Origin of the sequence: Burkholderia sp. BE17, assembly GCF_009362305.1 — a bacterium.
GTDB classification, from domain to species: Bacteria; Pseudomonadota; Gammaproteobacteria; order Burkholderiales; family Burkholderiaceae; genus Burkholderia; species Burkholderia pyrrocinia_C.
Genome location: NZ_WHNU01000013.1, coordinates 110,893 through 135,983, shown reverse-complemented (window position 1 = coordinate 135,983; position 25,091 = coordinate 110,893). Strand labels below are relative to the sequence as shown.

Annotated in this window: 20 protein-coding genes and 1 pseudogene; 11 read left to right on the top strand and 10 right to left on the bottom strand. The window is 61.3% G+C overall.

The window, feature by feature from the left end:
• Nucleotides 1-65: 65 nt before the first annotated feature.
• Complete coding sequence (locus tag GD429_RS13740; protein WP_152857412.1) at nucleotides 66-440, top strand: STAS/SEC14 domain-containing protein; 375 nt, start codon at nucleotides 66-68, stop codon at nucleotides 438-440.
• Between the two features lie 313 nt (nucleotides 441-753).
• On the opposite strand, the gene GD429_RS13735 is transcribed toward GD429_RS13740, so the two are convergent.
• Nucleotides 754-1,236: a hypothetical protein gene (locus GD429_RS13735; RefSeq protein ID WP_152857411.1), complete on the bottom strand. Its 483-nt coding sequence runs from the start codon at nucleotides 1,234-1,236 to the stop codon at nucleotides 754-756.
• 475 nt (nucleotides 1,237-1,711) lie between these two features.
• Nucleotides 1,712-3,505 carry a phage integrase family protein gene (locus GD429_RS13730; RefSeq protein WP_152857410.1) on the bottom strand — a complete coding sequence of 598 codons (1,794 nt, stop codon included), beginning with the start codon at nucleotides 3,503-3,505 and terminating at the stop codon, nucleotides 1,712-1,714.
• Nucleotides 3,506-3,663: 158 nt separating this feature from the next.
• Between GD429_RS13730 and GD429_RS13725 the strand changes: the two are divergent.
• Nucleotides 3,664-3,938: pseudogene (locus GD429_RS13725) on the top strand (transposase); the annotation flags it as partial.
• Between the two features lie 289 nt (nucleotides 3,939-4,227).
• Here the strand turns inward: GD429_RS13725 and GD429_RS13720 are convergent.
• Nucleotides 4,228-5,271 carry a hypothetical protein gene (locus GD429_RS13720; protein WP_152857408.1) on the bottom strand — a complete coding sequence of 348 codons (1,044 nt, stop codon included), beginning with the start codon at nucleotides 5,269-5,271 and terminating at the stop codon, nucleotides 4,228-4,230.
• A 579-nt stretch (nucleotides 5,272-5,850) separates the two neighbouring features.
• Here GD429_RS13720 and GD429_RS13715 point away from each other — a divergent pair.
• The 5 genes from GD429_RS13715 (at nucleotide 5,851) to GD429_RS13695 (ending at nucleotide 13,370) form a co-directional block, all read left to right on the top strand.
• Nucleotides 5,851-6,843, top strand: a complete 993-nt coding sequence (locus GD429_RS13715) for a hypothetical protein (RefSeq protein WP_152857407.1) — start codon at nucleotides 5,851-5,853, stop codon at nucleotides 6,841-6,843.
• Nucleotides 6,844-6,898: 55 nt separating this feature from the next.
• Nucleotides 6,899-9,289: a hypothetical protein gene (locus GD429_RS13710; protein ID WP_152857406.1), complete on the top strand. Its 2,391-nt coding sequence runs from the start codon at nucleotides 6,899-6,901 to the stop codon at nucleotides 9,287-9,289.
• 98 nt (nucleotides 9,290-9,387) lie between these two features.
• The gene (locus GD429_RS13705; RefSeq protein WP_152857405.1) at nucleotides 9,388-10,965 is read left to right on the top strand and encodes an ATP-binding protein; all 1,578 of its coding nucleotides are present in this window, start codon (nucleotides 9,388-9,390) and stop codon (nucleotides 10,963-10,965) included.
• Between the two features lie 46 nt (nucleotides 10,966-11,011).
• A complete protein-coding gene (locus GD429_RS13700) occupies nucleotides 11,012-12,391 on the top strand; it encodes a TniQ family protein (protein WP_152857404.1) in 1,380 nt (459 codons plus the stop codon).
• Nucleotides 12,375-13,370 carry a TniQ family protein gene (locus GD429_RS13695; protein ID WP_152857403.1) on the top strand — a complete coding sequence of 332 codons (996 nt, stop codon included), beginning with the start codon at nucleotides 12,375-12,377 and terminating at the stop codon, nucleotides 13,368-13,370. The genes GD429_RS13700 and GD429_RS13695 overlap by 17 nt, the downstream gene beginning before the upstream one ends.
• Nucleotides 13,371-14,152: 782 nt before the next feature.
• On the opposite strand, the gene GD429_RS13690 is transcribed toward GD429_RS13695, so the two are convergent.
• Nucleotides 14,153-14,611, bottom strand: a complete 459-nt coding sequence (locus GD429_RS13690) for an MEKHLA domain-containing protein (RefSeq protein ID WP_152857402.1) — start codon at nucleotides 14,609-14,611, stop codon at nucleotides 14,153-14,155.
• Between the two features lie 8 nt (nucleotides 14,612-14,619).
• The gene (locus tag GD429_RS40435) at nucleotides 14,620-14,781 is read right to left on the bottom strand and encodes a hypothetical protein (RefSeq protein WP_193727106.1); all 162 of its coding nucleotides are present in this window, start codon (nucleotides 14,779-14,781) and stop codon (nucleotides 14,620-14,622) included.
• Between GD429_RS40435 and GD429_RS13685 the strand changes: the two genes are divergently transcribed.
• A complete protein-coding gene (locus GD429_RS13685; RefSeq protein WP_152857401.1) occupies nucleotides 14,771-15,925 on the top strand; it encodes an alpha/beta fold hydrolase in 1,155 nt (384 codons plus the stop codon). The genes GD429_RS40435 and GD429_RS13685 overlap by 11 nt on opposite strands.
• Nucleotides 15,926-15,964: 39 nt before the next feature.
• Here the strand turns inward: GD429_RS13685 and GD429_RS13680 are convergent, their stop codons facing one another.
• The 4 genes from GD429_RS13680 to GD429_RS13665 all read right to left on the bottom strand — a co-directional run bounded on the left by GD429_RS13680 (nucleotide 15,965) and on the right by GD429_RS13665 (nucleotide 19,086).
• Complete coding sequence (locus tag GD429_RS13680; RefSeq protein ID WP_152857400.1) at nucleotides 15,965-17,104, bottom strand: patatin-like phospholipase family protein; 1,140 nt, start codon at nucleotides 17,102-17,104, stop codon at nucleotides 15,965-15,967.
• Nucleotides 17,105-17,224: 120 nt separating this feature from the next.
• Entirely contained in the window at nucleotides 17,225-17,686 is a 462-nt protein-coding gene (locus GD429_RS13675) for a cupin domain-containing protein (RefSeq protein ID WP_152857399.1), read from the bottom strand.
• A gap of 94 nt (nucleotides 17,687-17,780) precedes the next feature.
• Nucleotides 17,781-18,122: a cupredoxin family copper-binding protein gene (locus tag GD429_RS13670; RefSeq protein WP_152857398.1), complete on the bottom strand. Its 342-nt coding sequence runs from the start codon at nucleotides 18,120-18,122 to the stop codon at nucleotides 17,781-17,783.
• Between the two features lie 19 nt (nucleotides 18,123-18,141).
• Nucleotides 18,142-19,086, bottom strand: a complete 945-nt coding sequence (locus GD429_RS13665) for a metallophosphoesterase family protein (RefSeq protein WP_152857397.1) — start codon at nucleotides 19,084-19,086, stop codon at nucleotides 18,142-18,144.
• Between the two features lie 257 nt (nucleotides 19,087-19,343).
• On the opposite strand from GD429_RS13665, the gene GD429_RS13660 reads away from it, so the two are divergent.
• From GD429_RS13660 to GD429_RS13650, 3 genes are all read left to right on the top strand, one after another.
• On the top strand, nucleotides 19,344-20,933 hold the full coding sequence (locus GD429_RS13660; protein ID WP_152857396.1) for an inorganic phosphate transporter: 1,590 nt from the start codon (nucleotides 19,344-19,346) through the stop codon (nucleotides 20,931-20,933).
• Between the two features lie 81 nt (nucleotides 20,934-21,014).
• On the top strand, nucleotides 21,015-22,769 hold the full coding sequence (locus tag GD429_RS13655) for an ABC transporter permease (RefSeq protein WP_152857395.1): 1,755 nt from the start codon (nucleotides 21,015-21,017) through the stop codon (nucleotides 22,767-22,769).
• 11 nt (nucleotides 22,770-22,780) lie between these two features.
• On the top strand, nucleotides 22,781-24,127 hold the full coding sequence (locus GD429_RS13650; protein WP_152857394.1) for an AAA-associated domain-containing protein: 1,347 nt from the start codon (nucleotides 22,781-22,783) through the stop codon (nucleotides 24,125-24,127).
• Nucleotides 24,128-24,154: 27 nt separating this feature from the next.
• On the opposite strand, the gene GD429_RS13645 is transcribed toward GD429_RS13650, so the two are convergent.
• Nucleotides 24,155-25,033, bottom strand: coding sequence for a MurR/RpiR family transcriptional regulator (locus GD429_RS13645; protein ID WP_152857393.1), 879 nt, complete (start codon nucleotides 25,031-25,033; stop codon nucleotides 24,155-24,157).
• Nucleotides 25,034-25,091: the final 58 nt, after the last annotated feature.

Here is a 25,091-nt window from a genome sequence, read left to right as displayed (position 1 = left end):
TGTACGACGATCGTGCCGGCCGCAGTTTGTCGGTTGACCTGAGCTGACCTGGAAAAGGAGCTGAGATGATCGAGATTCTCAATGAGATGCCACCGGGTGTCGTCGGCTTTGTAGCCAAGGGACAGGTGACCAGGAAGGACTATGAGGACATTCTGATCCCCAAAATGACGGAGATCCTAGCCGCTCATAGGAGGGTGCGCTGTTATTACGAGCTGGGCTCTGATTTCTCAGGCATGGATCCTGGCGCAGCCTGGGAAGACTTCAAGCTTGGCGTTCAGCACATCACGCAATGGGAACGCATTGCTGTCGTGACGGACGTTGAATGGGTTCGATTTGCTTTGGCGGCGTTTCGATTCGTGATCCCGGGGGACGTGCGGGTATTTGCGAGTGGCGACAGCGTGGCGGCACGAGCGTGGATAATCGAAAGCAAATCCACCTAATGTAATATCCGTTCAATGAAGCCGGCTTATATCGCCGACAGGTGACTTCTGATGAGGGGCCGAAAAAGCCGCGTGGCTCACACGGTGCTCTTGGTCAGAGTTAAATTGACGAGAAGAACTCGGGTGATTGATGAGCATCGATAGGCAAGTCTCCAAGTACCCCCGACGTCAAATCGGGGCAAGAGCGCGCGCTGGGCGAATGAGGTACCCGATTCCAACTAGTCGATCAGATTCGCCGCGATTGCCCGCATTCGGCGCTGGCGCGCAGCCATCGTCGGCTCCGCGCTAGCGTGATGGCCGAAGCGTTTGGAACTTACATCACGATGAAGTAGCCCGCCATGTAGCCAACCTGGTCGTCGCCACCGTCGCCTTTTGACATCGCCCAGTAATGGCCTCCCTTATCGCAGGGAGTCAGGCAATGCCACCTGAAAACACCCTTTTTAGCCGGGGTGAACGAATAGTGCGTGGTCACTGGCGTCACCGTTTGATCCGCATGCTCATGGCCTGGGGCGATCATGACGTTCAAGTTCATTTTTTCGGCCGTGATCGTATGGGCACCTTCGTCATAATTGACGATGGTGAGATCGACCGGCTGGCCCGCCTTGAGCACGACATTGGCAGGCACGATCATGTCGTGTCCGTGCCCATCGGGCCCCTTCGGCGCTTGCTCGCCGCGCAGAACGTAGACCGTGATATGAGCGGTCGGGCCGGCGGCATGAGCCAGAACAGGCACGATGGCAATTGCGAGCGCCGTGCCCATGATCGCCGAAACGATGGACTTCCGGAACGTATCCATGATGTGGTCTCCTTTCCCGGGAATAGGGATCTCCCGTTGAAATTGAATCTATGCCCACGCGACCGGTCGCCGTTGACATGAGTCAACGATGCCCAAGCTCCGGCTGCTCGGGATTCGGGGGCGTTCCTGATTAAATGCTCCCGGTACCAGTCTGGCGATTCCGAATCTGCGGTCGTCGTATCGCGTCGGTGGACAGAAGTCATTGCCAGTGCTTTGCACCTAAGGAAAACGCTTGTGCGGTCGGGTTGCGACGGTACGTGACGTGCGCAGTCGCGACTGGTCCCCCAAAAAACCGGGTTTGAACCGGGTTAAACGAGAGTGGCAAGCGGCAAGGCTTCGACCATCCGCAGCCGACGTGCAATCTGCCGCGTCTACCATCGCTCGGCGTAAGTCGTCTTCATGCGCATTCCGCCGTTACATTCGGATAACGAATTAACGTGACATAATTTACACTGACGCTTTTTTGATTGATACGTCACTGCCGCGTGCCGGACGGGGGAAGGTTCTGACGGCGCGATCCACGCGGCGGACGCCGGAAGGCTGCGGCGACCTGGCGCGCGCGCTTCGCCTCTTCCCCATGGAGATAGGTCGACGTGGTTGCCACCGAGGCGTGGCGCAAGTTGTCACGCACGACAACCAGTTCCACGCCGGCGTCCAGTGCATGGGTGGCGTGTGTATGGCGCAGCCAGTGCGGGCTCACGCGCCGTAGCTTTTCGGCAAGCGCTGGATGGCGTGTGTTCACGCGTTCCGCGGTCTCCCGAAAAAACTCACCTAACACCTGCCGCAATCGCGCCGCGCTGATACCCGTGTCGGCATTGTGTTTCGCGCGATACTCTACATTGAGGGCGGCCACCAACTGGGTGGCCGGATGCCAGCGGGTGCGCATGACCGGCAGACCCCGCGCTTTCAGCGCGCGCCGCAGCGCGTCCCGCGCGAGTGGCGGCAAGGCGACTCGCCCTGATTTCGCCCCTTTTCCCATTACCTCCAGCCATAACGCTTCGCGGGCGTCCGCCGTGATGTTGCCGAGCGTCGCGGCCACCAGTTCCTGCGCTCGCAAGCCTGTCGCGTAGCCGAAGTCCAGCACAAAACGCAGCCGCTGGGCGGCCGGCTCGGTCCAGCCGGTCCGCTCGAGTCGGTCGGCGGCGGCCCGCACGATCTTCCACTCGCGACCGGTCAGGGCCCGCCCGGTATCGAACGGCGCGCGTGTCGTGCCACCGCGCACGGTGACGCCCGCAAACGGGTTGAGCACGACATAGTGCTGACCCACCAGCCACCCGAAGAGGGCGCGCAGGACTGCCAGCGCGTAGGCTGTTGAGCGCGTCGTCAGGCGCCCGGCAAACGGGCGCCAGGCAGGTGTGGCTCGTGGACACGGCGGCCCGGTCCAGCGCGCGGCGGGCGTGGGGTGCCGCAAGAAGGCGCGATAGGCAATCGCATCATCGGTGGTGAGCGACGAGAGTGGGGCGCGGCGTTCCACAATCGCCCACAGCAACAGGCGCTCGGCCTCGCGCCGATAGGCGCGTGCGGTGTGTACCGACTCGTGCAGCGCCACCCACGCCTCGATGGCCTGGTAGTCGTTGGCCGCGACGAGGCCGCATGTGTCGCGTGGGGCCCGGAAGCGGCCCTGCGAGCCATCGAGGGCGGCGGGCAGAGATTCAAGGGACCACAGCGGGACCAGTTGAGCTTCTTTGGCCTCGTTGGCGATGAGCACGGCGGCGCGCTGAACTAGCTCGGGATGGGCTGCCAGGAAAGTCTCGATGCTTTGCGCGCCCTGACGACCGAGTCCCGCAATGTTCTGCCACCAGCGCGTGCGGTGGGCCCGGTGCACGAGCAGTTCGGCGAGCGAGTCAATGTGGGCTGCGGCGAGCGCGCGTTCGATGCGTGGCGGCAGCCACCGGCTCACCGGGTCGGCCGGCTGCGGCACGGGAATGGGCGTGGTGCGCAGCACGTCGAGTGCGACGACGACCTGCGCCGCATGGCGGGTCCGGTCTGCGGCCAGGTGCATGAACAGTGGAATCAGATCGTCCCGCTGGCGGACCGTCGCGCACGCGACGAGCTGGCGGCGGATGCGACCGAGGATCCCGCGCGACGATTGACCGTCGGCTTTGCGGTGCGGCAGATAGCGCGCGACCGCCGCGCGGGCGGTGAGGCCTTCATGCCAGGCGCGCAGCGCCGCCAGCGCGGCCAGGCTGGGGAGGTCGGGCAGGGCAGCGGGCGTTCCGTCGGACGGTCCGTTCCCCGTCCGCGAGCGCGGGACGGGAGTGGTTTTCATGGAAACAGTTTAGGTCGCCCGCGGAGCTCATGCGATAAGAGTATTTATCGCAAATGGCTCGCGAGAGTATCTGACTTGCTCTCCGCGTTTAGTACGGTGACGGTGTAGGGTCCGTTCCAGAAAGGAACGACAATGAAAAGCGATTCACCGAAGAACAAATCACCGTCATCTTGAAGGAGGCCGGGGCTGGCCTGAAGCCGGCGGAGCTGTGCGGCAAGTACGGCATCTCGGAAGCGACCTACTACGACTGGAAAGCGAAATTCAGCGGGATGACGGTCCCCGAAGCTCAGCGCCTGAAAGAACTGGAGCTGGAGAGCTGGAGAACAGCGAGCTCAAGCGTCTATTGGCCGAATCGCTGTTCGACAACGCTGCGTTGAAGGACCTGCTGGCTCGAAAATAGCAAGCCCGCAGGCCAAGCGCGAAACGGTCCGAATGTTGATGACCGGACGTGCGATGGGTGTTACCCGGGCCTGAGGGCTGGTAGGGGTTTCGCGCTCGCTGTTCCACAACGAATCACGCCGACGAACTGACGACGAAGCGCCGACCGGCCGGATACGAGTGCGGCAAGTGGTCGAGCGGCATCAAGAAGATGCGAGGCTTCCTTAGCTGTACAGCTAAAGCATCAATTTTTGCTAAGAAAACCCCTGCTTCCGGATGAGGAATCGGTTTCAGGAGGCCACTTCTGCCATCGCTCTAGTCCGACATTCGTCAATCAACATGCTTCACGCCGAGCCCGGTTCCGCGCTTCGGCTAGCGGCACTCAACACCGAGTTCTCCGCGGTACCGGGGCACGCGCTGGCATGTTCTTGCGGAAGCAAGTAATTGCCGGGACATATCGGAATGTTCCATGCTTGATAGAGTGGTTTCCATCCAGACTCTGGGTGTTGTCGCAATTCCGATTCCATATGCGGAGTGTCACAGGGATCACGCCATCGTAAGAAGGTGTCCCAAGGACCAGCGAATTCCTTGAGAAACCGGCGATCAGGTAAACGTCCTGACTTGAGATATCGTTGGGCGCCATCCTGAAACTGATTGTTTCGCCGGTTGGTCTTCTCTCTGCCCTTTTCTATCAGGCGGGCCAGCCGCGATTTATGACTGGATCTCGCTAGAGCATGTTCAATCGGTATCTGCGGTTCGCATTTCAGGAGGTAGCGTTGCAGCGGGCCGTAGATATGGCGAAACACCGGATCGCCCCTATCCAGCGCGCCATGCAGGTGCGCAATCGCGCCCGCTCTTTCCTGCTGCACTGCACTCAACATGTGCTCGAGCGTGGCGAGCCGGTAGCGAGCCCACGCCCGGATATACTCAAGCATCGGCATTCCCGGCAGAGGCATTTCGATCATTAGCAAGATGCTTCTCGTTCGCTCAGCCGAAAGATGGCCCTCCAGCAGTTCCCAGAGCGGAGAGCTAAGCCATAGACGCGCCATCGCGCCACCGGGCAGTGCATGCACGGTTCCGGTCAGATCATGCCCGTATTTCCCCCGCGCCCCCGGAATCGGTTCGCGTTCACCCCGCAGATATTGATAGATGATCTTGCTGTTAGCCGCAGTGTGACCACCCCGCGGGTCCACCCGGCTTGGCCGATCCAGACTCGGCAATCGGCTCAAACACGACGCCGTTCTATCGGTGTACAAAACGGCGGCCGCGCCCCATGCCATCCCGCGCAGACCTGCTAGCCGACGATGCATCGGCACCTTTCTTTTTTCCTGCACATCGGCCGGTGGTGGGCGAAGCTCACGCCAGTACCGAAATTCGTTGGGTGGCAAGAGATCCATTTGCTGGGGTGGGTCGCGGACTGCGCCCGAATACACCATTGCACGTGGGTAAAACTGCCCCCAATACACGCCGAATCCCGGCACATCGCGTTCTCCGGGGTGCCCCTATTTTTTGGGTGCATCCTTTTTGCTATTCGCCATGCGTTCGCTAAGCTGTCTTGCTAGAACGTGCGCCGAATTTATGCAGGCGCCGGCGGAGTTGCATCTGTCCTGGAACACGGAGTCAACGCTATGAACGGACCATAGATTGTGGGGCTGAAAGGAAAAAAGGCCTTTGGGCTGCAACCCAAGAGGCCTTTTCGGAACTGCATCGAATCACGAGAATCGACAGTCCCATCCTACGCAGCCATTCCCCGGGAGTCAAGCGAACCCCGATTTTTTTCGAAAAATCGCGGGAAACGCATGTCCCAACACATCCGGACCTGCCGTGCGCAACAACTGTCGTCGCGTTGACGAGCGATTTAGGAAACCGCTCGTTGCACCATCGGCAGTGCGAATGTCTATGGCGCGTGCATGGTAGCGCATTGACTGGTACCGCACATCTGTGTTCGCAGTGGAGGGTCTCTCGTGATGTCCTATCCGTACGGGTTCTACAGTGATCCAAGCAAACTTGAAAGGTCGGACGGCAGCGCCTCACTATTGGGCGCCAGCAGTCTGTCCGAGAAAGCCCGAGTCCGCTTTGCCAAAGAGGGACGCGGCACAGGCGCATGGGGTACCTACGTGCCGGGCAGGACATTTCGTGAACTGCGAGGCGTCGGCCGCATGCACCGCTTCTCCTGCAGCCGCTGCGGCGGACGTCAGATCGTGCTGCCTTCGGATATGGCACTGGCGACCTTTCTCGACGAGCACTGGGATCGCCAGACGCGCGATCTGCGTGAATACTTTCCGTTGATGGACGTAGACGAAACGGTTCGTGTCGCGCGTTCCATTGGGGTCCGCCATCCGACATATCGAGACGGCAGTCCACGCATTTTGACTACAGACTTATTGGTCTTCAAGCTCGAATCGGAGGACCACAGTTGGGCGGCAGTTCAATCGGTTTCGGCGCGCAGTGGCGAGTCTGGAATGTCCTCGCAGAACCTGATCGTCCGAGAATTCTGGCGGCGCGCTGGTGTGCCCTCACGTGCCGTGTACTCGCTTGGGCTGAACAGCTTCCGTATTCGCAATCTCTGGTTGCTGTTCGGGCACGGTGAGCAACTCGTCGCGTACGGTCTCACTGATCGAGAGCAGTATGCACAAGAGGTAATCATTCGACGATTGAGTCGCGGCAACGACAGCCGGATTTCGGATGCTTGCGGTGCCGCTGCGCGCGCGAGTGGTCTCACGCGCGCCGAATGTGCACGGGCAGTGCTTCAGTTAATCGCCTGCCGTGCGATTGAGTGCCCCCTCGATGTGCCGATTCTGCTGGAACAACCGACGGGCTCCATCCGAATTGCAAGCGACCTACAGCAATGCGTGAGCTCGTTCGTCGAGCGCGACTCCGATTTGCGTCTCGATGACGAGTGGGCTGGCGAGCAGGGGCATTCGAAACCGACGAAGCAATCCGGCAAAAGGAGCACGTGATCAATTGGCGATGTCGTCCGAGCTTTGCGTACGTCATCAGTTGAGGGGAAATGAAATGAAGGAAAAGATACGGCTCTTCGCGCTGCCGGCGTGCCGCGAGTTAGTTCGCGACGAATCGAATGGGAAATTGTATCGAGTGGTGCTCGCCGGCGGCGGGGCGCCTGACGTTGTGCTCTGCCATGTATTTGGCAGTCGCTTGGAAATCGTACATGTGCCAATTTCGGAGTTTCAGAGGCGTTCAGCATCCGACTGCCAGAGCGAGGACCGGTTCGTTCGCGTCAAGGAAGACCCGTTTGATGAATTCAAACAAGTCACAAGCCGAACGGAGGGCCACGTTTGGAAGAGCCAAGATAACTGGAATCGTATCAAGACGTTGGTGGAGGACCTTGATCTATTCAAGAAGACTTTATATCGCGGAGCACAACGGCGGCGTATTCTCGAAAAATATGCGGACGGCCAGCACGTCAGCGTGCAACTGATTCGGCGACTACATCGATTGTATTTGCAGCGGGGCATGACTCCGTCGTCGTTAGCTAGCAACTTATGGCGATGCGGCCGCGCAGAGCAACCCCCACGTCTTCTCGACGAGAGCGACGTGAAGTCCGAGAGTAAGGAGAGGCAGTTCACGAATCGACCGGGGCGCCGGCCATCTGGCGTTGGTCACTACGCTATCCCCTCCAAACTGCTGAACCAGCTTTTTGCCCAATATGTCGATATCTATTTGACCAACAAGGAGGGGCCATGGCACGTTGACGTGCCCGATGAGCTAATGGAGCACATCAGGCGCGCCAGCGCTGGAGCAACGTTTCCAGCGCGGCGCCCAGCCAAACAAGAGAAGCAAGCTCGGCAGACCGGCCGAGCACGCGCCGGGCAATGGCCGCACGCGGCGCCGACGCGAGATGGCAAGCGCCGGCGTCGAACCATGCAAGAGATGGTGGATCACCTCAACTATGTTTGTCGCTGCACTCGGGAATTGCGGGATGCCGCTGGCGAAGTCATCACGCTTGAGCTGGCACCGTTTGAAGAGGTCACCCTGCGGCAATTTCAACACTATTGGCTGACGCGGGTTCCGGTCGCGGTTCGCAAGCGCCGCGCCATGGGAGAGCGAACGTACGCGCTGACAGGACGTCCGAAACATGGGCACGCGCTGCAACACAGTGTCGGACCTGGTGCCGAATTCATGATCGACGCTACCGTCGCAGACGTGTACTTGGTATCGCGATTCAGCCGGATTTTTGTGGTCGGGAGGCCGACTGTCTATCTGGCCATGGACGTCTGGAGTCGCATGATTGTCGGGGTTCTCGTCACCTTGGACCCGCCATCCTTTGCGGCGGTAGCGCTGGTTCTCGAGAACATCATCACGCCCAAAGCTGAGTTCTGTGCGAGGTATGGGATCCAGATTGAGCAGCAGCGGTGGCCTTGTCAATACCTTCCGTCGATCGGATTTGTGGCCGATCGCGGCAGCGACTACATGAAGGCCGATGCGTGGAAGATGGTCACTCAACACATGCATCTTTCAATCAGCAACGTCAAAGTACGTGATCCTCTGATGCGCGCACTGGTTGAGCGCAGGTTTGGGGTGATTCCGGTTCACTTCCAGCGCGAGAGCTTCGGTGTTGTTGAAAAAGACGCGACTATACGCGGCGCGCCGCACTATGCCTGGGATGCGACGGACACGCTGAGCGAGTTCACCAAAAAGCTGCTGCGAGCCATCCTTGTCTATATCCAAACGCCCATTGGCTGCGAAGGCGCAGACCCTGACATGATTTTCCGGGGCATGGCCGATACGCCGCTCAATCGCTGGAACTGGGGCATGGACAATCGCACGGGGGCATTGCGTCAGCATTCGCTGGACGAAATCCGTCTGGCTACGTGGCCGCGTGCGACCGCCACGTCCACGGACCGAGGACTCGAGTGGCAAGGTGTGTATTACACCTCTCCCTACATTGAAAGCACCCTTATTCATTGCTGGGGAAAACAGCATCGCGAGGCAGTGCCGATTCAGTTCAATCCTGGCGATATGTCTCAAATCATCCTGGTTGGGAAGGACCGCCCGGAATATGGCTATCAATCTGGTACAAACAAGCAGATGCCAGGCGACGTCAACCTTATGGAGTGGAACATCAAGTGTCTGGTCGATCGGGCGAACTCCAGGAAACAGAAACAGGCGATGCAATCTGAGCGCGTGATGGAAAACCTCAACAATGCGCGGGAAAGTCATCGTGCGAAGCGGGAGCAAAGGGAGGCATTGGATCGCGCCGGGCTAACTCATCCTGAGACCGTCGGGATGCATGCGGCGCGCAAACAAGAAAGGAGGACTGCCAAGGCGCCGCAGGTGCCGACGTCAACGGTTGGTCCATACGACTCAGACCAGACGGAGGATCCAACCGAATCGGACATCGCGGATCGTCTCCGCCGCAACACGCTTGATTTGCTCGGCGACTAGACGGGTGGCGATGAGCGGCGCATGAGCTCTGACAGAGAGTGACGCTGCCGTATCGAATCGCATCGTTATTTGAAGATATTTTTATTAGGAGTACTATTATGAAAAGTAGATCTAGTGTAAATTCTGAGGAAGATGATTATAAAAAAGTGCCGGTCGACATCGAGAGTGATCGTATCTTTCTCAAGGTGTGTCCATCTGTTTCCGCGCTCTATCATGCGAAAGAGTTCGAGTTAGATGAGAATGCCGATAATCCACTTATCCTCGCATTGCCGCCATTCGGTCCGATGGCGGACATTACAGAAGGAATGGCGATGGCGTTTGCTGTGCCCCATGCTCAGAGCTATCGAGCGTGGCCCTTAGAGCGGCGGCTTCTAGCGGTCAATCGTGTCTCACGGGTGTTGGTGCTGACCACTGCTCATGTTGAGTTGTTGAGTTGGCTGCATATCGCATTGCGACATCGCTACCACGGCCTTACACCGACGCGCTCCTTGAAGAAGCGTGCGCAAGAAAACTATGCCTTGACTCAGGCGGGAACTCCGAGGCCGATCTGTCATCCGGGCGATTCACATGCAGCATGCAAACTGATATTCGGCATTTCGGGCGCGGGAAAGACGACACTTGCGAAGATGGTATTGAGCACGTTTCCGATGATCATCGAGCATCGAGAGTATCAGGGAGTTGCTGCACGGTTCGTGCAGGTGGTATGGGTTTTGGTTTCTTGTCCGCCCAACGGTTCTGTCTTGACGCTGATGAAGGGTATCTTGCATTGGTTTGATCTCCACCTTGGAACACACTATGTCAACGAAGTGAAGTACCGCTCGAATACTACGGACTACATCTTGAAGGTGGATGACGTGCTGCGTCGCCATTTTGCGGGCACCCTGGTGATTGATGAAATCCAATTTGCTCTGAAGTCAGCAGAGAAGACTCAGCTGATAGACTTTTTAACTAATCTGCTCAATAGTAACCACTGCACATTCATCTTGCTCGGAACGCCTGACGCCCGCCGATACATCGTGAAGAGCTTGCGTACTTCCCGTCGTGCGAGCAGTGACGGGTATATGCCGATTGACCCGTTTTCGGCAGATGAGCAATGGACGCGTCTAGCGAAAGCAATTATCAATATCGATTTCCTTCCGCTTCCGCCGAGCGATCCCGACGAGATCATACGCGTGTTGCATGAGGTGAGTGCTGGATTACCCGCTTTCGCCAAACTGGCGTTGACGCTCACGCAGTACATGGGGCTGCGCGCGGGAGAAAAGAGGATTACACCGGCGTTAATCCGGAAAGCGGTCAAGGTCGGCTTCGGCCCGGTTGACGGCTTGCTACAAGCGTTGCGTACTAGGGACTACGTAACCCTGGCCAAATGCGAAGACCTGGCAACCGCGGACGTCGACGCATTTCGAGAAAGGGTGGAGCGTGAAGGTCGGCGGCACCAACTCGGTACAGATGCGGCGAGCGAACGATTCCTGTTAACGTTTTCGCTCTCCGTCGCGATGCTGATTGAAATGGGGCGGACGGAGATCGAAGCCGAATCCCTTGTACGTCGAATTCTGGAGACCGACCGAAAATTATCTTCCGAAGAAGTGATACGTCGAGCTCTGGCAGAGGCGGAATCGCCAAATGCGTCTACTGCACCAAAGGCGCGCGGGCGGGCGAGGTCGAAACGTACCTGACTTGCATCCGCAAAATCTCGCGCCAGATAGGTAAACGGAGGTCCCAGTGGCTCTCTTTCTCGATGAACCATTGCCTGATGAAGCGCTGTTCAGCGTAATTGCACGGTATCTGGTGGACGCCAGAGTTACGCCTCGTAACACGTTTCTGAAAGCCACCACCGACCCAAGCGTCAGCCTGTTGACTGGTATTGCACGCAGCCTGGATCGCATCGCTAGCGAAACCACCATGATATGGGGAATGAGCGCGGCCGAAATACGCGATCGGTTGACACTTTACCCATACTATGTGGTGCTGTGCAACACGAGCACGGCCGAATCAATAAAGGGCGACGGAGTCTATCGGCCGTCGGGGGCGAGTAGCGCGACTCTGGGTCGCCTAGGTTTGCGACATTGCGAAATGTGCTGGAAGGAGGATATTGCTATCGGCGTTCCTCGGTATTGGCGGCGAACACATCAAATACCCGGCGTGCTCACATGCTTGTCGCACCGACATCCGCTTAACTATAGCGGTTGTGGGGCCTCGCAAACACTCCTTGAAACCAGCACTCGGTTCGACGTGGGACACCGCATGGAACTGCGCGGCTCAACAGATCAGTGTGAAGCACGCTTTCGATTCGCCTCGCTCTGCGCCAAGGTGCTACTTGGCACGAGCAACGCTTGCCGGTATCTCGAGAGAGGCGTCAGAATCAATTGCGCGCGAACCGTCGGATATTCAACCAACGACTTCGTCGACATCGCGCGTATGGCCGACGATCTCGTGGATATGTTGGGACCTGCTTATTTTGAGAAGGTCGGCATATCTTTGCATAACGAATCGTGGATACGTCGTGCTTTTTTTCGAAGTAGGGGGGAACCTAACAGTGTCTTGAAATACATGCTCGTGGAATTTCTGCTTCAAGACCGCGCAGACCGAATGGAAATGATGAGAGTTCCCGTATGTCCTAGAGCCGCGTCAGCGCACGATCGCCGACATCGGCTCATGGTTCGGGATCTGTCCGAATGCGAAGCACACTGCGTTTGTATGTGTGGGTTCTCATTTCTCTACGTCAGCGATCCGGTTAGTGGCACCAAAGCTTTGCGGCCGACGCATGACGGCCTCGATCTTTCGATGGCTGCTGCGTACCTTATCAATCGTAACTATTCGATTGCCAAAGTGGCCCATCGTTTGGGTGTCAAAAAGGGAGCGCTAGAAAGCATGCTGGAACAGCAGATCAATGTCAGTTCGTGGCGATGTCAACGGGGGCGTGCGAGACATCTTGCTGCCTGGATTGAGCTTATTGATCGATGTGGCGAAGCGGACACTGCGCTGGCAATGGACTGTAGGCATTGGCGTTTTATCGCTGCTCTGGAACGCAGTCTGCCGAACCAATTGATCCCAACGAAAGGTACGTCTCCTAAGGTGGCGAAACATGGCGATCTATCTTGATGAGCAACTGGACGACGAACCGCTCTTTGGTATCATAGCTCGCTACCTTGAGTCCGGGCCTGCTCATGCTATCAAGCCGACGATTCACCGCTTGTTCGGGCGGAAATTCGGAGCGTCTTACATGAACGGTGGACTGGATCACGTGGCGCGCGAAACCGAAGCCTGTTGGGGCCTTTTGCCGGTGCAGATTGCCGAAAAGATGACGGTCTTTCCGTATTGCGCTGCAATTTTATCATCGGCACGAACCCAACTCATTCTTGAGAGGATGTGCGGAAATCGACCCGTCGGGATGAAGAGCGTGCACATGGTGGCGAGCAGGACCATTGGTTGGCACGGGCATCGATATTGTCGCGCGTGTCTGCGCGAGGACAAGATGGCAGATGGCGTTACGCATTGGCGCCGGAGTCACCAACTTCCCGGTGTTGTCGTCTGTCCTATGCACGGGGAGGTGCTATGGGAACTTGGCAAGTACGCCAATAACTGGCGCTCGGGATATGTGTCGCCTTCCGCAGCCATTCGGATCGGTGGCGCTGCACGGATCGACCTGAATCTGACCAATCGACAAAAGAAGTGTTGCCAGAGGGTCGCGCAAGTGTCCGTAGATCTACTCAGCGGTAGTCTTTCGATTGCCACTTTTAGATTTGCAGAAAGCTTTCGGGAATTTATGCGTAGTACTTCAGGCTATCTGTGCGGCGCGAAGCATGGAGACTGTATGAATAGATTAATGAGTCAGTGTTTTGGTGACGAATATTTGAGAATGCATGGTGTGTTAAGAAGGGGGCTGCCATTTTTCAATACTCTTTGTGAGCGGAGTAGGGAATATCCTATCCGCAACGTGATTGCGTTATCGTTAATGCGTCTCGTCGAGGAGCAACCGTCGCTTCTCGCTGACTGGCGATTTAAAGATATCTACGACTATTTGTCGCCGCGCGAAATTCCAGTTCGGCAAGCGAGAAAGAATTTGCCACGGATAATCTGATCACATATTTCCGAAGGTGCATCGGCGATTGGGGCCGTTACATGTCGATCGTGATTGCATTATGCGTTTTATATGTGCTGTGACGGCGGAAGATATTATATTGTTACGTGCACTCGATGGTCGGCTGATTGCGATAATGAGGCGCGTCGATTAAAAAGCTTTTGCATGAAGGCCGCAGCAATCGCCCGTCGAATTGGGGCGCCCCAAGCCACCGTTTCTTCTATGTTATCGATCGACGAGCGATTACGTACTCGTGCTCAGCCGAGTACGCCGATTGCATCGCGGAAATCGCCGAAACATCGTTCGTGCCGGTAGCTTCGATACACAAGAAAACTCCTCAACGAGCGGACGTCGCTACTTGTGCCGTCAACGTTCGCTAGTCTTTCGATGCATCCCCATTTAATGTTTGCTCCAAACTGCTCGTCGCTACTGCCGAGTGCGGATACTCGTGTATCTACGGCGGCGATGCAGTCACGTTATCACGCTAGGTGCAGACTTTCCACGATTTCAGGCAGTAAACGTGGAACTCCCGAACCCCGTGCAGACAAGCAGTCGATGTACGGTCTTTTTTGTGTACCCACAGATAGCTGTCGATCGAGGCGATTCGCTATCGTCGCGCGAGGTTGACCGGCACATGCCATGGGGCCAGAGCCAACCATCGATCACGATGCGCCGGGTGGTCCGGCGCTGCACGCATGGCTGCCGCAGGTGCTCCTTCTACAGTTGGCGGACGCAACCCATTCCGGCTTTGCGTTGTCTCGCGCGGACCGCGGGTAATGCAATCAGATGTCACGTGTACGGGGAATGACGACTGCCTGGCCGTGCAATCTGCCGTCCGTATCGAGAAGTTGCCACAGTGTTGCTTCCTCGATCATGAAGCGCTGGCCGGATTTCGTGATGCGAACCCCTTTGTATCCGGTCTCGTAACCAAGCCGCTGTACGCGTGCGAGGAATTGCTGCCGTTCCTCGCGATTCGGCGCTTCCGCAGAGAGCCGGGACGGCAGTCGGGTGATTTCATCCCAGCCATATCCGAATCGGCGCTGCGCGGCCTTGTTGGCATAGATAAAAAGCGGATCGGGGTCGGTGTTGTGTGCAAGCACTGCGAACGGGGCGCTCTCATAGAGCCACTCGGTTGCGTCATTCTCGGGAATGGTGGCCGGCACGAGCGGGCGACCGAGCAGTCGAGCATGGCTGTCGGCAAGCAACTGATAGAAGGCTGGATTGCGAAGGAGCGGAGTCATCTGACACATCACACCCGGGAATATCGGAAGCCGTTACGATACAGCAGCTTCATGCGAAGCCGTGCATCGTGCCGGATCATGCTGGAAACGGGTCGGCAGCGCGCGACGGATTCTGCGACCATCGCCGTTAAAGTCATATCCGCATCCAGGTCCGTCGCCATGTCGCTCATTTCCGTCGCCTTTGCAAGAATCCGGCTCTCGCGCGTGCTGCCGGCCGCCCGAGCCCTGTCATACGCGATTCCGCTCGCGGCAGCCTGTGCCGCAATCGGCGTGCTGGGCGGCTTGCGTCCGGCCGATGCCGCCACGCAGCGCGAACGTCTCGAGGCCCCGGTCAAGGCCGTCGCCGACCAGCGCGTGGCCGTCGCTACGCCGCAGGCCGGTGCAGTGTTACCCGTCTACGCCGATCATCCGCTCGACACGGCCGCGCCCGATGTCACGCGCGTCTTCATCGTGATTCACGGCACGTTGCGGAATGCCGACGCGTACTACGCGTCGGGGCTCAAGGTCGTCGAGAAGGCCGGCGTGGCCGGCAAGGGCACGATGGTCGTCGCCCCGCAGTTCCTGACGCGCGCCGATACGCACGCGTTCTCGCTTCCCGTGCAGACGCTGGCCTGGACCCAGGAAGGATGGAAGGGCGGCGAACCGGCACGCCAGCCGGGCCCGGTCAGTTCGTTCGCCGCGCTCGATGCATTGCTCGCGCATTTCGCCGATCGCAGCCTGTACCCCGCGCTGTCGACCGTGGTCGTGATCGGCCATTCCGCCGGTGCGCAATTGCTGCAGCGCTACGCGGTGGCCGGGCACGAAGGCGATGCGCTGGCGCAGGCAGGCATCGCCGTGCGTTATGTGGTCGCGAACCCGTCGAGCTACCTGTATTTCGACGACGAACGGCCGGACGCGCAGGCAATCGCGGGCGGTGCCTGCCCGCGCGCGACGGAATGGAAATACGGGCTGAAGTCGGCGCCGCCTTACGTCGCGTCGCAGGACGTGCGCGAACTCGAAACGCGCTACGTCGCGCGCCATGTCGTGTACCTGCTCGGCCAGGCCGATACGAACCCGTACACGCATTTCATCGACCGCTCGTGCGCGGCGATGGCGCAAGGGCCGTACCGGCTCGCGCGCGGGCTCGCGTATTTCGATTACCTGAAGAAGCGGCATCCGGACGATCTCGCGCAGCAGGTCGTCGAAGTGCCGGGCGTCGGGCACGACAATCTCGGCATGTTCACATCCGCTTGCGGGCTGGCCGTGCTGTTCGGCCAGGCGTTGCCGCAATCGTGTCCGATCGTCGCCGGAACCGCGCCGGCCGCGCCCACCTGATCGCGCCGTTGCAACCGGCGCGCGGTGCGGCGCCGCGCGTCATGCCGGTTTTTCAGCAACCGGCGGCGTGTCCGGATCGAATACCGTCAATCCTTCCGTCGGGTCCATCGGCAGGTCCCACGGACGGGCGGCGATGGCCCGTTGCGCGGCGTCGTAGCCGGCCTGCCGGCGGGCCGCGATGCCGGCCGGCGTGAAATCGATGTCCTTCAACTGATTGTCGCCGTCGAGCCGCGGTGCCGCGAGCTTGATCAGGTGCATCGTGGTCTCGCATCCCCATGCGGCCAGCCGGTGCACGGCCGGCGACGCGCGTTCGGCTTCCGGCACGTGCCGGACCAACTCGCGGATCACGTGGCGCAGCCGGTGGATCTGCTGCTGGCGCGCGATGTGGCTGTCGGTGCGGCTCGCGTACTGGATGTCCTTCTGCCGTTCCGACACCTGCCAGATGCTCTCGGGCTCGGGGCCGGCCGGATTCCACATCTGCACCGAGAAGATGATCGAGCTCCGGCGCGGGTTGTCGTCGAGCACGACCTCGACCGGCGTATTCGAATACACGCCGCCATCCCAGTACGGCTCGCCGTCGATCCGGATCGCCGGGAACGCGGGCGGCAGCGCGCCCGAACTCATGATGTGGTCGATTCCCAGGTGCGTGTCGCGCGAATCGAAATAGCGCATCGTGCCCGTGCACGCATTGACCGCGCTGACGGTCAGGCGCGGGTGGCCCGCGTTCAGCAGGTCGTGGTCGATCAGCGACGCGAGCGTGTCGCGCAGCGGCGCGATCCGGTAGTACGACGCGCGATCGACGCCGAGACGGACCATCGGGCCGAGCCACGACGCCGGATTGGGCTGGAAGAAGCCCGTGATGCCGCCGCCGATAATCATCAGTTCGGCCAGCGTCTTGTCCCAGCCGGGCAGCAGCGCGGGCACGTCGAAGCGGGTCCGTTCGGTCACGCGTTGCCAGAACGCCAGCATCTTCTCGTAGCGTCGTTCCGGCGGATTCCCGGCGATCAGCGCCGCGTTGATCGCGCCGATCGACGTGCCGACCACCCAGTCGGGCCGGATGCCGGCTTCGTCCATCGCCTGGAACACGCCGAGCTGGTACGCACCCAGGGCGCCGCCGCCCTGGAGCACGAGCACGACTTGCCCGGGGAGGTCCATTCGTGCCGGCTGGCTCGCGGTCATGGCTTGCCTCGCTGCGTGTGACGGTGGGTCGGATCCGAACAGTTCGATTCAGTGTAGGCGATCGGCGGCGGGGGATCGCCTGACGCGCATCCGCACGCATGCGCCGCCGTATGGCCGGCGTCACGCGTCCGGGTACGGCGTGCCGTCCTTGTGCAGGAACCGGCCGTCGCGGCTCGGGCTCATCATGTCGATGTCGGGGCAGGTGATCACGTCGTCAGGCGAGCGCGAGCCGACCTCGAGATAGACGGCGACCGTGTCCGACCGGTTGATCAGGTGATGGCCGTTGCCCGAGCCTTTCGGAAACGCCGCGCAGTCGCCCGCGCGCAGCACGGTCTCGCCGCCGTCCTCGATCATCACGAGTTCGCCTTCGAGCACGTACACGAATTCGTCTTCGTCGGAATGCCAGTGGCGCTGGCTCGACCAGCCGCCCGGCGGCACGCGCATCAGGTTGACGCCGAAATCGCGCAGCCCGCCGGCGTCGCCGAGGCGCTGGCGGATGCGCTGCGCGCACGGGCCGTCGAACGGCCGCGGATAGCCGCTGCCGCGGCGTTCGGGCACGGCGCTGAGGTCGATCCTGGGCATGGGCGGCTCCGTTTGCCACGCGGGCGAATGGGACGGTTGCCATTGTAGGCGGCCGCCGCCTGCCGTTCGTCCGCGCGTTTCGTGGCGGGCCGCGTCATTCGACGGTGATCGTCTCCTTCATGTACGGGTGAATCCCGCAGAACACCTTGTAGACGCCCGGCTTGTCGAAGCGGAACGAGTATGTCTCGTCCTGGTCGAGCGCCTTCGAATGAAAGATGCCCGCGTCGTTGACGACGGTGTGCGGCTCCCCGTCGAGGTTCTTCCAGGTAACCGTCGTGCCGGCCTTGATCGTGGTCGACATCGGCGAAAACATGAAGTTGCGGATCGTGACCAGAGGGCCGTCCGGGCCCTGCGCGAACGCGGCGAGCGGCGTACCGGCGGCGGCCGCGCACAGGATCAGCGCCGCGATGATTTTTGGTTGCTTGAAGCGGGTCATGTCGGTCTCCTTATGGCTATCAGGCCAGCGTCGCGTCGTGCAGCGCCGACGCGGCCGGGTGGCCGGCGAACTCCACCGTCGTCACGCCGAGCATCTTCGGCAACTGGTCGCGCGGCACCGTGAGCGGTACGGGGCCCGGGCCGTTGCCGGCCGTCGGCTGCGGGAAAGCGGTCGAGCGCGCGGTGTGGAAGGTGATGTTGCCCTCGACCTTGGACACGATCTGGTGGATGTGCCCGTTCAGCACGGTGACCGAGCCGAAGCGGCGCAGTATCGCCATCGTCTGCGGTGCGTCGCCGGTGCCCCAGCCCCACGGCTCGTAGATGGTCCACATCGGCATGTGCGAGAACACGACGATCGGCGTGCTCGACGAGCGGCCCTTCAGATCCTGCGCGAGCCATGCGAGCTGGTCGTCGCCGAAGCTGCCGAGCCCGTTCGGCTTGAAATGCATCACGTTGACGAGGCCGATGAAATGCACGCCCGCGTGATCGAAGCTGTAATAGCCGCGGTTGTCCGACGCCTTGCCGAACCGGCCGAAATATTCGGCGCCCGATCCGTCGGTGACGTCGTGCTCGCCGGGCACCGTGTGCAGTTCCGGTACGCGCAGCGCGGACAGCAGTTGCGATGCATGGTCGAACTCCTCCGGCTTGGACAGGTGCGTGATGTCGCCGGTATGGATGGCCAGCGCGGGCATCGCCGGCATCCCGTTGACGAGTTCGATCGTCTGCCGCAGCGTGGCCGACACGTCGGGATTGGCGTCCTTGTTGAAGCCGATGTGCGTGTCGCTGATCTGTACGAACAGCGGCCGGCCCGCATCGGTGGGGCGCGCGTCGCCGGTTTGCGCGAGCGCGAGGTCGAACGGCGTCAGGATGCCGCCCGACAGCGTAAACAGCGTGCCGAGGCCGCCGAAGGCCATGCACTGCAGGGCCTTGCGGCGCGACGGGCGGGTGGGATTCGATGAAGACATGGGAGCCTCGCAATCGTATGACGAAACGGGACGGCCGGGTCGTCCTGGAATAAACCGGCGCCTTCGTGTGCCATACCGGCTTGGCGACGGTTTTATTCCCGCGATATTTGAATTCGGCAACCGGTGCCGGCGGCCCGAAAGGCGGCCGTCGGGATGCCGAACGATGACTTGTTAATGTCCTGTAATCGATACGTCACATTTGCGTCATGGCCGCCCGATAGCCTGCGACACCGAGTCACCTATCCGGAGCCTCCTTCATGCCGAATCTCGCGGCAACGGAAACCAGCGGCGCGGCCAGCCACCGCACGCGCACCCTCAGCTTCGCGCTGTTTTTTCTGATCATTGCCTGCGGCATCGTCTATATCGCGATTCACCTGAGCGCCGACCTCAGTCCGGTCCGGGAAAGTTCGGTCCTGCCGTTCCTGCTGCTCGTCGTCGCGCTGCTGATCGCGCTCGGCTTCGAGTTCGTGAACGGCTTTCACGACACCGCGAACGCGGTCGCGACCGTCATCTACACGCATTCGCTCGACCCGCACCTGGCGGTCGTCTGGTCGGGCCTCTGGAACCTGTTCGGCGTGCTCGTGTCGAGCGGCGCCGTCGCATTCGGCATCGTGCAGTTGCTGCCCGTCGAGTTGATCCTGCAGGTCGGCAGCGGCGCCGGCTTCGCGATGGTGTTCTCGCTGCTGATCGCGGCCGTCACGTGGAACCTCGCGACCTGGTATTTCGGGCTGCCGTCGTCGAGCTCGCACACGCTGGTCGGCTCGATCATCGGCGTCGGCCTGATGAACCAGATCGTCAGCGGCCCGTCGGGCACGAGCGGCGTCGACTGGAACCAGGCGCTCGGCGTCGGCAAGGCGCTGCTGCTCTCGCCGCTGATCGGCTTCGTGCTGTCCGCACTCGTGTTGCTGCTGCTGAAGGCGCTGGTGCGCGCGCCGGCGCTGTACCAGGAGCCGAAGGGCAACAAGCCGCCGCCGTTCTGGATCCGCCTGCTGCTGATCCTTACCTGCACGGGCGTGTCGTTCGCGCACGGCTCGAACGACGGGCAGAAGGGCATGGGGCTGATCATGCTGATCCTGATCGGCGTGATGCCGACCGCATACGCGCTGAACAAGGCCGTGACGCCCGACCAGACGAGCACGTTCGTCGCGGTCGCGCGCCACGCGTCGACGACGCTCGTCAAGTACACGGACCCGGCCGCGCAGTCCGCCGACCCGCGCGCCGACGTCGAAGCATATGTGCGCACGCACAAGCTGACGCCCGCGACGATTCCTGCGCTGGGTAAGCTGACCGACACGATCGCCGACCAGGTCGCGCAGGCCGGCGGCATCTCGAGCGTGCCGCAGAACCTCGTCGATAACGTGCGCAACAACATGTACGTCGCGTCCGAGGCGATCCGCCTGATGGTGAAGGCGAAGGCGCCGGCGTTCCCGGTCGAGGACGCGAGCGCGCTCGATGCGTTCAAGAAGCAGATGGATCGCGCGACGAAATTCATCCCGACGTGGGTCAAGGTCGCGGTTGCGATCGCGCTCGGCCTCGGCACGATGGTCGGCTGGAAGCGGATCGTCGTGACGGTCGGCGAGAAGATCGGCAAGTCGCATCTCACGTACGGGCAGGGCGCGTCGGCCGAGGCCGTCGCGATGCTGACGATCGGGATGGCCGACGCGTACGGGCTGCCGGTATCGACCACGCACGTGCTCGCATCGGGCGTGGCCGGCACGATGACCGCGAGCGGCGCGGGCCTGCGCTGGGACACGGTGCGCAACCTCGTGCTCGCGTGGGTGCTGACGCTGCCCGCATCGATCGCGCTGTCGGCCGCCCTGTACTGGGCGCTGCACGGGCTGTTCTGACCGGCGCTAGCGGGTGCGCCGCCCGGCCGCGCGGCATGCGGCCGGCCCCATCGAATTTCAATTCAACACAAGACGCTACCGATGGATATCAGGTTCTTCGATCCGAATCGCACCGCGAACGCCTCGGCGTGGCGCGTGCTCCCCAACCGCTGGGATGCGATCGCGTTTCCGCTGATCATCTGCCTGCTGGCGATGGCGATCGTCGGCTTCCATCAGACGATGGCGCCGATCGGCGTGCTGCAGACGCAGAAGATCTCGCTCGATCCGTCGAACCTGCCCGAATACGCGCTGCGTACCACGCTGCGGATGCTCGCCGCGATGGTCGCGTCGCTCGTGTTCACGCTTGTCTACGGCACGCTTGCCGCGAAAAGCCGTCGTGCGGGCATGGTGCTGATCCCGATTCTCGACATCCTGCAGTCGGTGCCGGTGCTCGGCTACATCTCGTTTACGGTCACGTTCTTCCTCGCGCTGTTTCCGGGCCGCGTGCTCGGCGCCGAACTGGCCGCGATCTTCGCGATCTTCACGAGCCAGGCGTGGAACATGACGTTCAGCTTCTACCAGTCGCTGCGCACGGTGCCGCGCGACCTGAGCGAAGTGTCGCGCGGCTTTCACCTGACGACGTGGCAGCGCTTCTGGAAGCTCGAGGTGCCGTTCTCGATGCCGGGCCTGATCTGGAACATGATGATGTCGATGTCGGGTGGCTGGTTCTTCGTCGTCGCGTCGGAGGCGATCACGGTCGGCAACCAGACGATCACGCTGCCGGGGATCGGCGCGTATCTGGCGCAGGCGATTTCGGACAAGAATATCGGCGCGGTCGGCTGGGTGATCGTTGCGATGTCGGTCGTGATCCTGGCTTATGACCAGTTCCTGTTTCGCCCGCTCGTCGCGTGGGCCGACAAGTTCCGGATGGAGAACACCGCGTCGGGCGATGCGCCGCAGTCCTGGCTGCTCGACATGATGCGTCGTACGCACCTGATCCACCAGTTGCTCGTGCCGGCCGGCTGGCTGCTGTCGCAGGCCGCGCGGATTCCGCTGCGCCTGCCGTCGCTGAAGGGCACGCGCACGCGCGGCGCGTCGGCGCGCGCCTCGTCGCGCATCGGCGACATCGTGTGGGGCGTGTTCGTGATCCTGCTGACGGTGTACGTCGTGTGGCGCGTCGTCAGCTTCGTTTCGACCGGCGTGACGATGGGCGAGGTCGGGCACGTGCTCGTGCTCGGGCTCATCACGCTGCTGCGCGTGATGGTGCTGATCGCGATCGCGTCGGTGATCTGGGTGCCGCTCGGCGTGCTGATCGGGCTGCGCCCCGCGCTGGCCGAGAAGATCCAGCCGCTCGCGCAGTTCCTCGCCGCGTTCCCGGCGAACCTGCTGTTCCCGGTGTTCGTGATCGTGATCGTCCACTTCCGCCTGAATGCGGACATCTGGCTGTCGCCGCTGATCGTGCTCGGCACGCAGTGGTACATCCTGTTCAACGTGATCGCCGGTGCGATGTCCTATCCGAACGACTACAAGGAAGCGACGAAGAATTTCCGCATCCGCGGCTGGCAGTGGTGGCGGCAGGCGATCCTGCCCGGCATCTTCCCGTACTACGTGACGGGTGCGATCACCGCGTCTGGCGGCGCGTGGAACGCGAGCATCGTGTCCGAATTCGTGCAGTGGGGCGACACGAAGGTCGTCGCGCACGGCCTCGGCGCGTACATCGCGCAGATGACCGCCGCCGGCGATTTCCCGAAGATCATCCTCGGCATCGCGGTGATGTCCCTGTTCGTTACCCTGTTCAACCGTCTGCTGTGGCGTCCGATGTACGCCTATGCGGAATCCCGGCTCCGTCTCGATTGAGAGTAAGCGCGATGCAAAATTCGACCGTTATCAACGCCCCTGTCAAAACGTCCCAGCCGCTGCAGCCGCCGCGCCTCGGCGAGGAAATCCTGCGCGTCGAGCATGTGAACCGCGGTTTCAACAAGTCGCAGGGCGAACTGCTCGTGCTCGACGACGCGAACCTGTCGCTGCGCGAAGGCGAGATCGTCGGGCTGCTCGGCCGTTCCGGCTCGGGTAAGTCGACGCTGCTGCGGATCATCGCCGGCCTGATCGAGCCGACCGGCGGTGAAGTGACCTATCTCGGCCAGCAGCTGCGCGGCCCGGCCGAAGGCGTCGCGATGGTGTTCCAGACGTTTGCGCTGTTCCCGTGGCTCACCGTGCTGCAGAACGTGGAGGCTGGCCTGGAAGCGCTCGGCGTCGGCGCGCGCGAGCGGCGCGAGCGTGCGCTCGCCGCGATCGACCTGATCGGTCTCGACGGTTTCGAGAACGCGTACCCGCGCGAACTGTCGGGCGGCATGCGCCAGCGCGTGGGCTTTGCGCGCGCGCTCGTCGTCGATCCGACGATCCTGCTGATGGACGAGCCGTTCTCGGCGCTCGACGTGCTGACGGCCGAGACGCTGCGCACCGACCTGCTCGACCTGTGGACGCAGGGCCGGATGCCGATCAAGTCGGTGCTGATCGTCACGCACAACATCGAGGAAGCCGTGTTCATGTGCGACCGGATTCTCGTGCTGTCGTCGAACCCGGGCCGCGTGATCGCCGAGATCAAGGTGCCGTTCAAGCATCCGCGCAACCGGCTCGACACCGATTTCCGCAAGCTCGTCGACGATATCTACGCGAAGATGACCGCGCGCCAGACCAACGAGGCGACGAAGAAGGGGCTCGAACTCGGCAGCTGGCTGCCGCAGGTGTCGACCAACCTGATGGCCGGCCTGATCGAAACGCTCGCGATGGCGCCGTACCATGGCCGTGCCGACATGCCGGAAATCGCGCGCACGCTGCATCTGGAAGTCGACGAACTGTTCCCGATCGCCGAAGTGCTGCAGTACCTCGGCTTCGCGGACGTGCGCGAAGGCGACGTGTTCCTGACGCCGCCCGCGCGCGTGTTCGCGGAATTCGGCACGCAGGAGCGCAAGCTGATGTTCGCGGATCACCTGCTGAAGCACGTGCCGCTCGCCGCACGGATCAGGAAGGTGCTGAACGAGCGTCCGGGCCATCGCGCGCCGCGCGTGCGCTTCGAGCAGGAGCTCGAGGATTTCCTGTCGGACGAAGCGGCCGAGGAAACGCTCGACGCGGTGATCGACTGGGGGCGGTACGGCGAAGTTTTTTCGTATAACGACAAGACCGAGGTGTTCAGTCTCGAGGATGTCGAGAGCTGATGCCCGCACCCGAATGACGCGCGATCGTCATTCGGGCAAATCGCGCTGGTTGGCGTCCAGATCGATCCCGCCGGTACTGAGATGCTCGATCTTCTCCATCCGCTGCCGCGCCAGCTCCGGCAGCCGGTTCGTCACGCCGATCACCAGCGCTTCGGCGAGCGCCAGCGCCGGCACGTTGGTCTGCAGCATCGCGAAAGGGCGCCCCTGGATCCGCAGCACGATCTCCGCGAACGTGCCGATCGGCGACATCCATTCGTCGGTGATCAGCAGGATCCGCGTGCCGAGCCGGTGCGCGGCCTGCGCGAAGCGGATGCTGTCCTTCTGGTAGCGGCGAAAGTCGAAGATGACGAGCACGTCGTCGCGCCCCATGTCGGTCAGTGCGACCGACGCGAGATTCACGTTCGGTTCGACGTACTGCACATGCGGGCGCGCATAGGTCAGCGTGAACGAAAACAGCGACGCGAGCGGCGCCGTGTAGCGCCCGCCGCCGCAGAAGATGCGCACGTCCGGGTCGGCCAGCAGCGTCACGGCTGCGTCGAACGCAGCCGCGTCGAGCCCTTCGATCGTGGTCGCGAGCGATTCGGACAGCCGCTGGAAAATCGCCGAATGGCTGTCGCGCATGCCCGCTTCGGAGTGGAACGCATCCATCCGCGCGAGCGGTGAATTCATCGCGGTGTCGATCTCGCCGTACAGCGCCTGCTGGAACGACGAGTAATTCGGAAAGCCGATCCGGACGACAAAGCGAAACACGGTCGGATCGCTGACTTCAGCCTGCTTCGCGAAGCTCGCGATCGGCCCGAGGCCGAGGCTCGGATAACGATCCAGCAACGCATGCGCAACCTTCTGTTCCGACGGCGTGAAGCTATCCATCTGGGATAACAGCAACGCCCTGATGCTCGTCCCCATCGGGCACTCCAACTCTCTTATCTGAATGACAAACGGCAGACGTGCGTCTGCCGGGACC

What these genes read in the sequence shown, in the direction of transcription:
- GD429_RS13660 (WP_152857396.1), top strand. Translation starts at nt 19,344, where the DNA reads ATGCCGAATCTCGCGGCAACGGAAACCAGCGGCGCGGCCAGCCACCGC.
- GD429_RS13705 (WP_152857405.1), top strand. Translation starts at nt 9,388, where the DNA reads ATGAAAAGTAGATCTAGTGTAAATTCTGAGGAAGATGATTATAAAAAA.
- GD429_RS13650 (WP_152857394.1), top strand. Translation starts at nt 22,781, where the DNA reads ATGCAAAATTCGACCGTTATCAACGCCCCTGTCAAAACGTCCCAGCCG.
- GD429_RS13710 (WP_152857406.1), top strand. Translation starts at nt 6,899, where the DNA reads ATGAAGGAAAAGATACGGCTCTTCGCGCTGCCGGCGTGCCGCGAGTTA.
- GD429_RS13675 (WP_152857399.1), bottom strand. Translation starts at nt 17,686, where the DNA reads ATGCCCAGGATCGACCTCAGCGCCGTGCCCGAACGCCGCGGCAGCGGC.
- GD429_RS40435 (WP_193727106.1), bottom strand. Translation starts at nt 14,781, where the DNA reads ATGAGCGACATGGCGACGGACCTGGATGCGGATATGACTTTAACGGCG.
- GD429_RS13680 (WP_152857400.1), bottom strand. Translation starts at nt 17,104, where the DNA reads ATGACCGCGAGCCAGCCGGCACGAATGGACCTCCCCGGGCAAGTCGTG.
- GD429_RS13695 (WP_152857403.1), top strand. Translation starts at nt 12,375, where the DNA reads ATGGCGATCTATCTTGATGAGCAACTGGACGACGAACCGCTCTTTGGT.
- GD429_RS13735 (WP_152857411.1), bottom strand. Translation starts at nt 1,236, where the DNA reads ATGGATACGTTCCGGAAGTCCATCGTTTCGGCGATCATGGGCACGGCG.
- GD429_RS13685 (WP_152857401.1), top strand. Translation starts at nt 14,771, where the DNA reads ATGTCGCTCATTTCCGTCGCCTTTGCAAGAATCCGGCTCTCGCGCGTG.
- GD429_RS13715 (WP_152857407.1), top strand. Translation starts at nt 5,851, where the DNA reads ATGTCCTATCCGTACGGGTTCTACAGTGATCCAAGCAAACTTGAAAGG.
- GD429_RS13670 (WP_152857398.1), bottom strand. Translation starts at nt 18,122, where the DNA reads ATGACCCGCTTCAAGCAACCAAAAATCATCGCGGCGCTGATCCTGTGC.
- GD429_RS13645 (WP_152857393.1), bottom strand. Translation starts at nt 25,033, where the DNA reads ATGGGGACGAGCATCAGGGCGTTGCTGTTATCCCAGATGGATAGCTTC.
- GD429_RS13740 (WP_152857412.1), top strand. Translation starts at nt 66, where the DNA reads ATGATCGAGATTCTCAATGAGATGCCACCGGGTGTCGTCGGCTTTGTA.
- GD429_RS13655 (WP_152857395.1), top strand. Translation starts at nt 21,015, where the DNA reads ATGGATATCAGGTTCTTCGATCCGAATCGCACCGCGAACGCCTCGGCG.
- GD429_RS13730 (WP_152857410.1), bottom strand. Translation starts at nt 3,505, where the DNA reads ATGAAAACCACTCCCGTCCCGCGCTCGCGGACGGGGAACGGACCGTCC.
- GD429_RS13690 (WP_152857402.1), bottom strand. Translation starts at nt 14,611, where the DNA reads ATGACTCCGCTCCTTCGCAATCCAGCCTTCTATCAGTTGCTTGCCGAC.
- GD429_RS13665 (WP_152857397.1), bottom strand. Translation starts at nt 19,086, where the DNA reads ATGTCTTCATCGAATCCCACCCGCCCGTCGCGCCGCAAGGCCCTGCAG.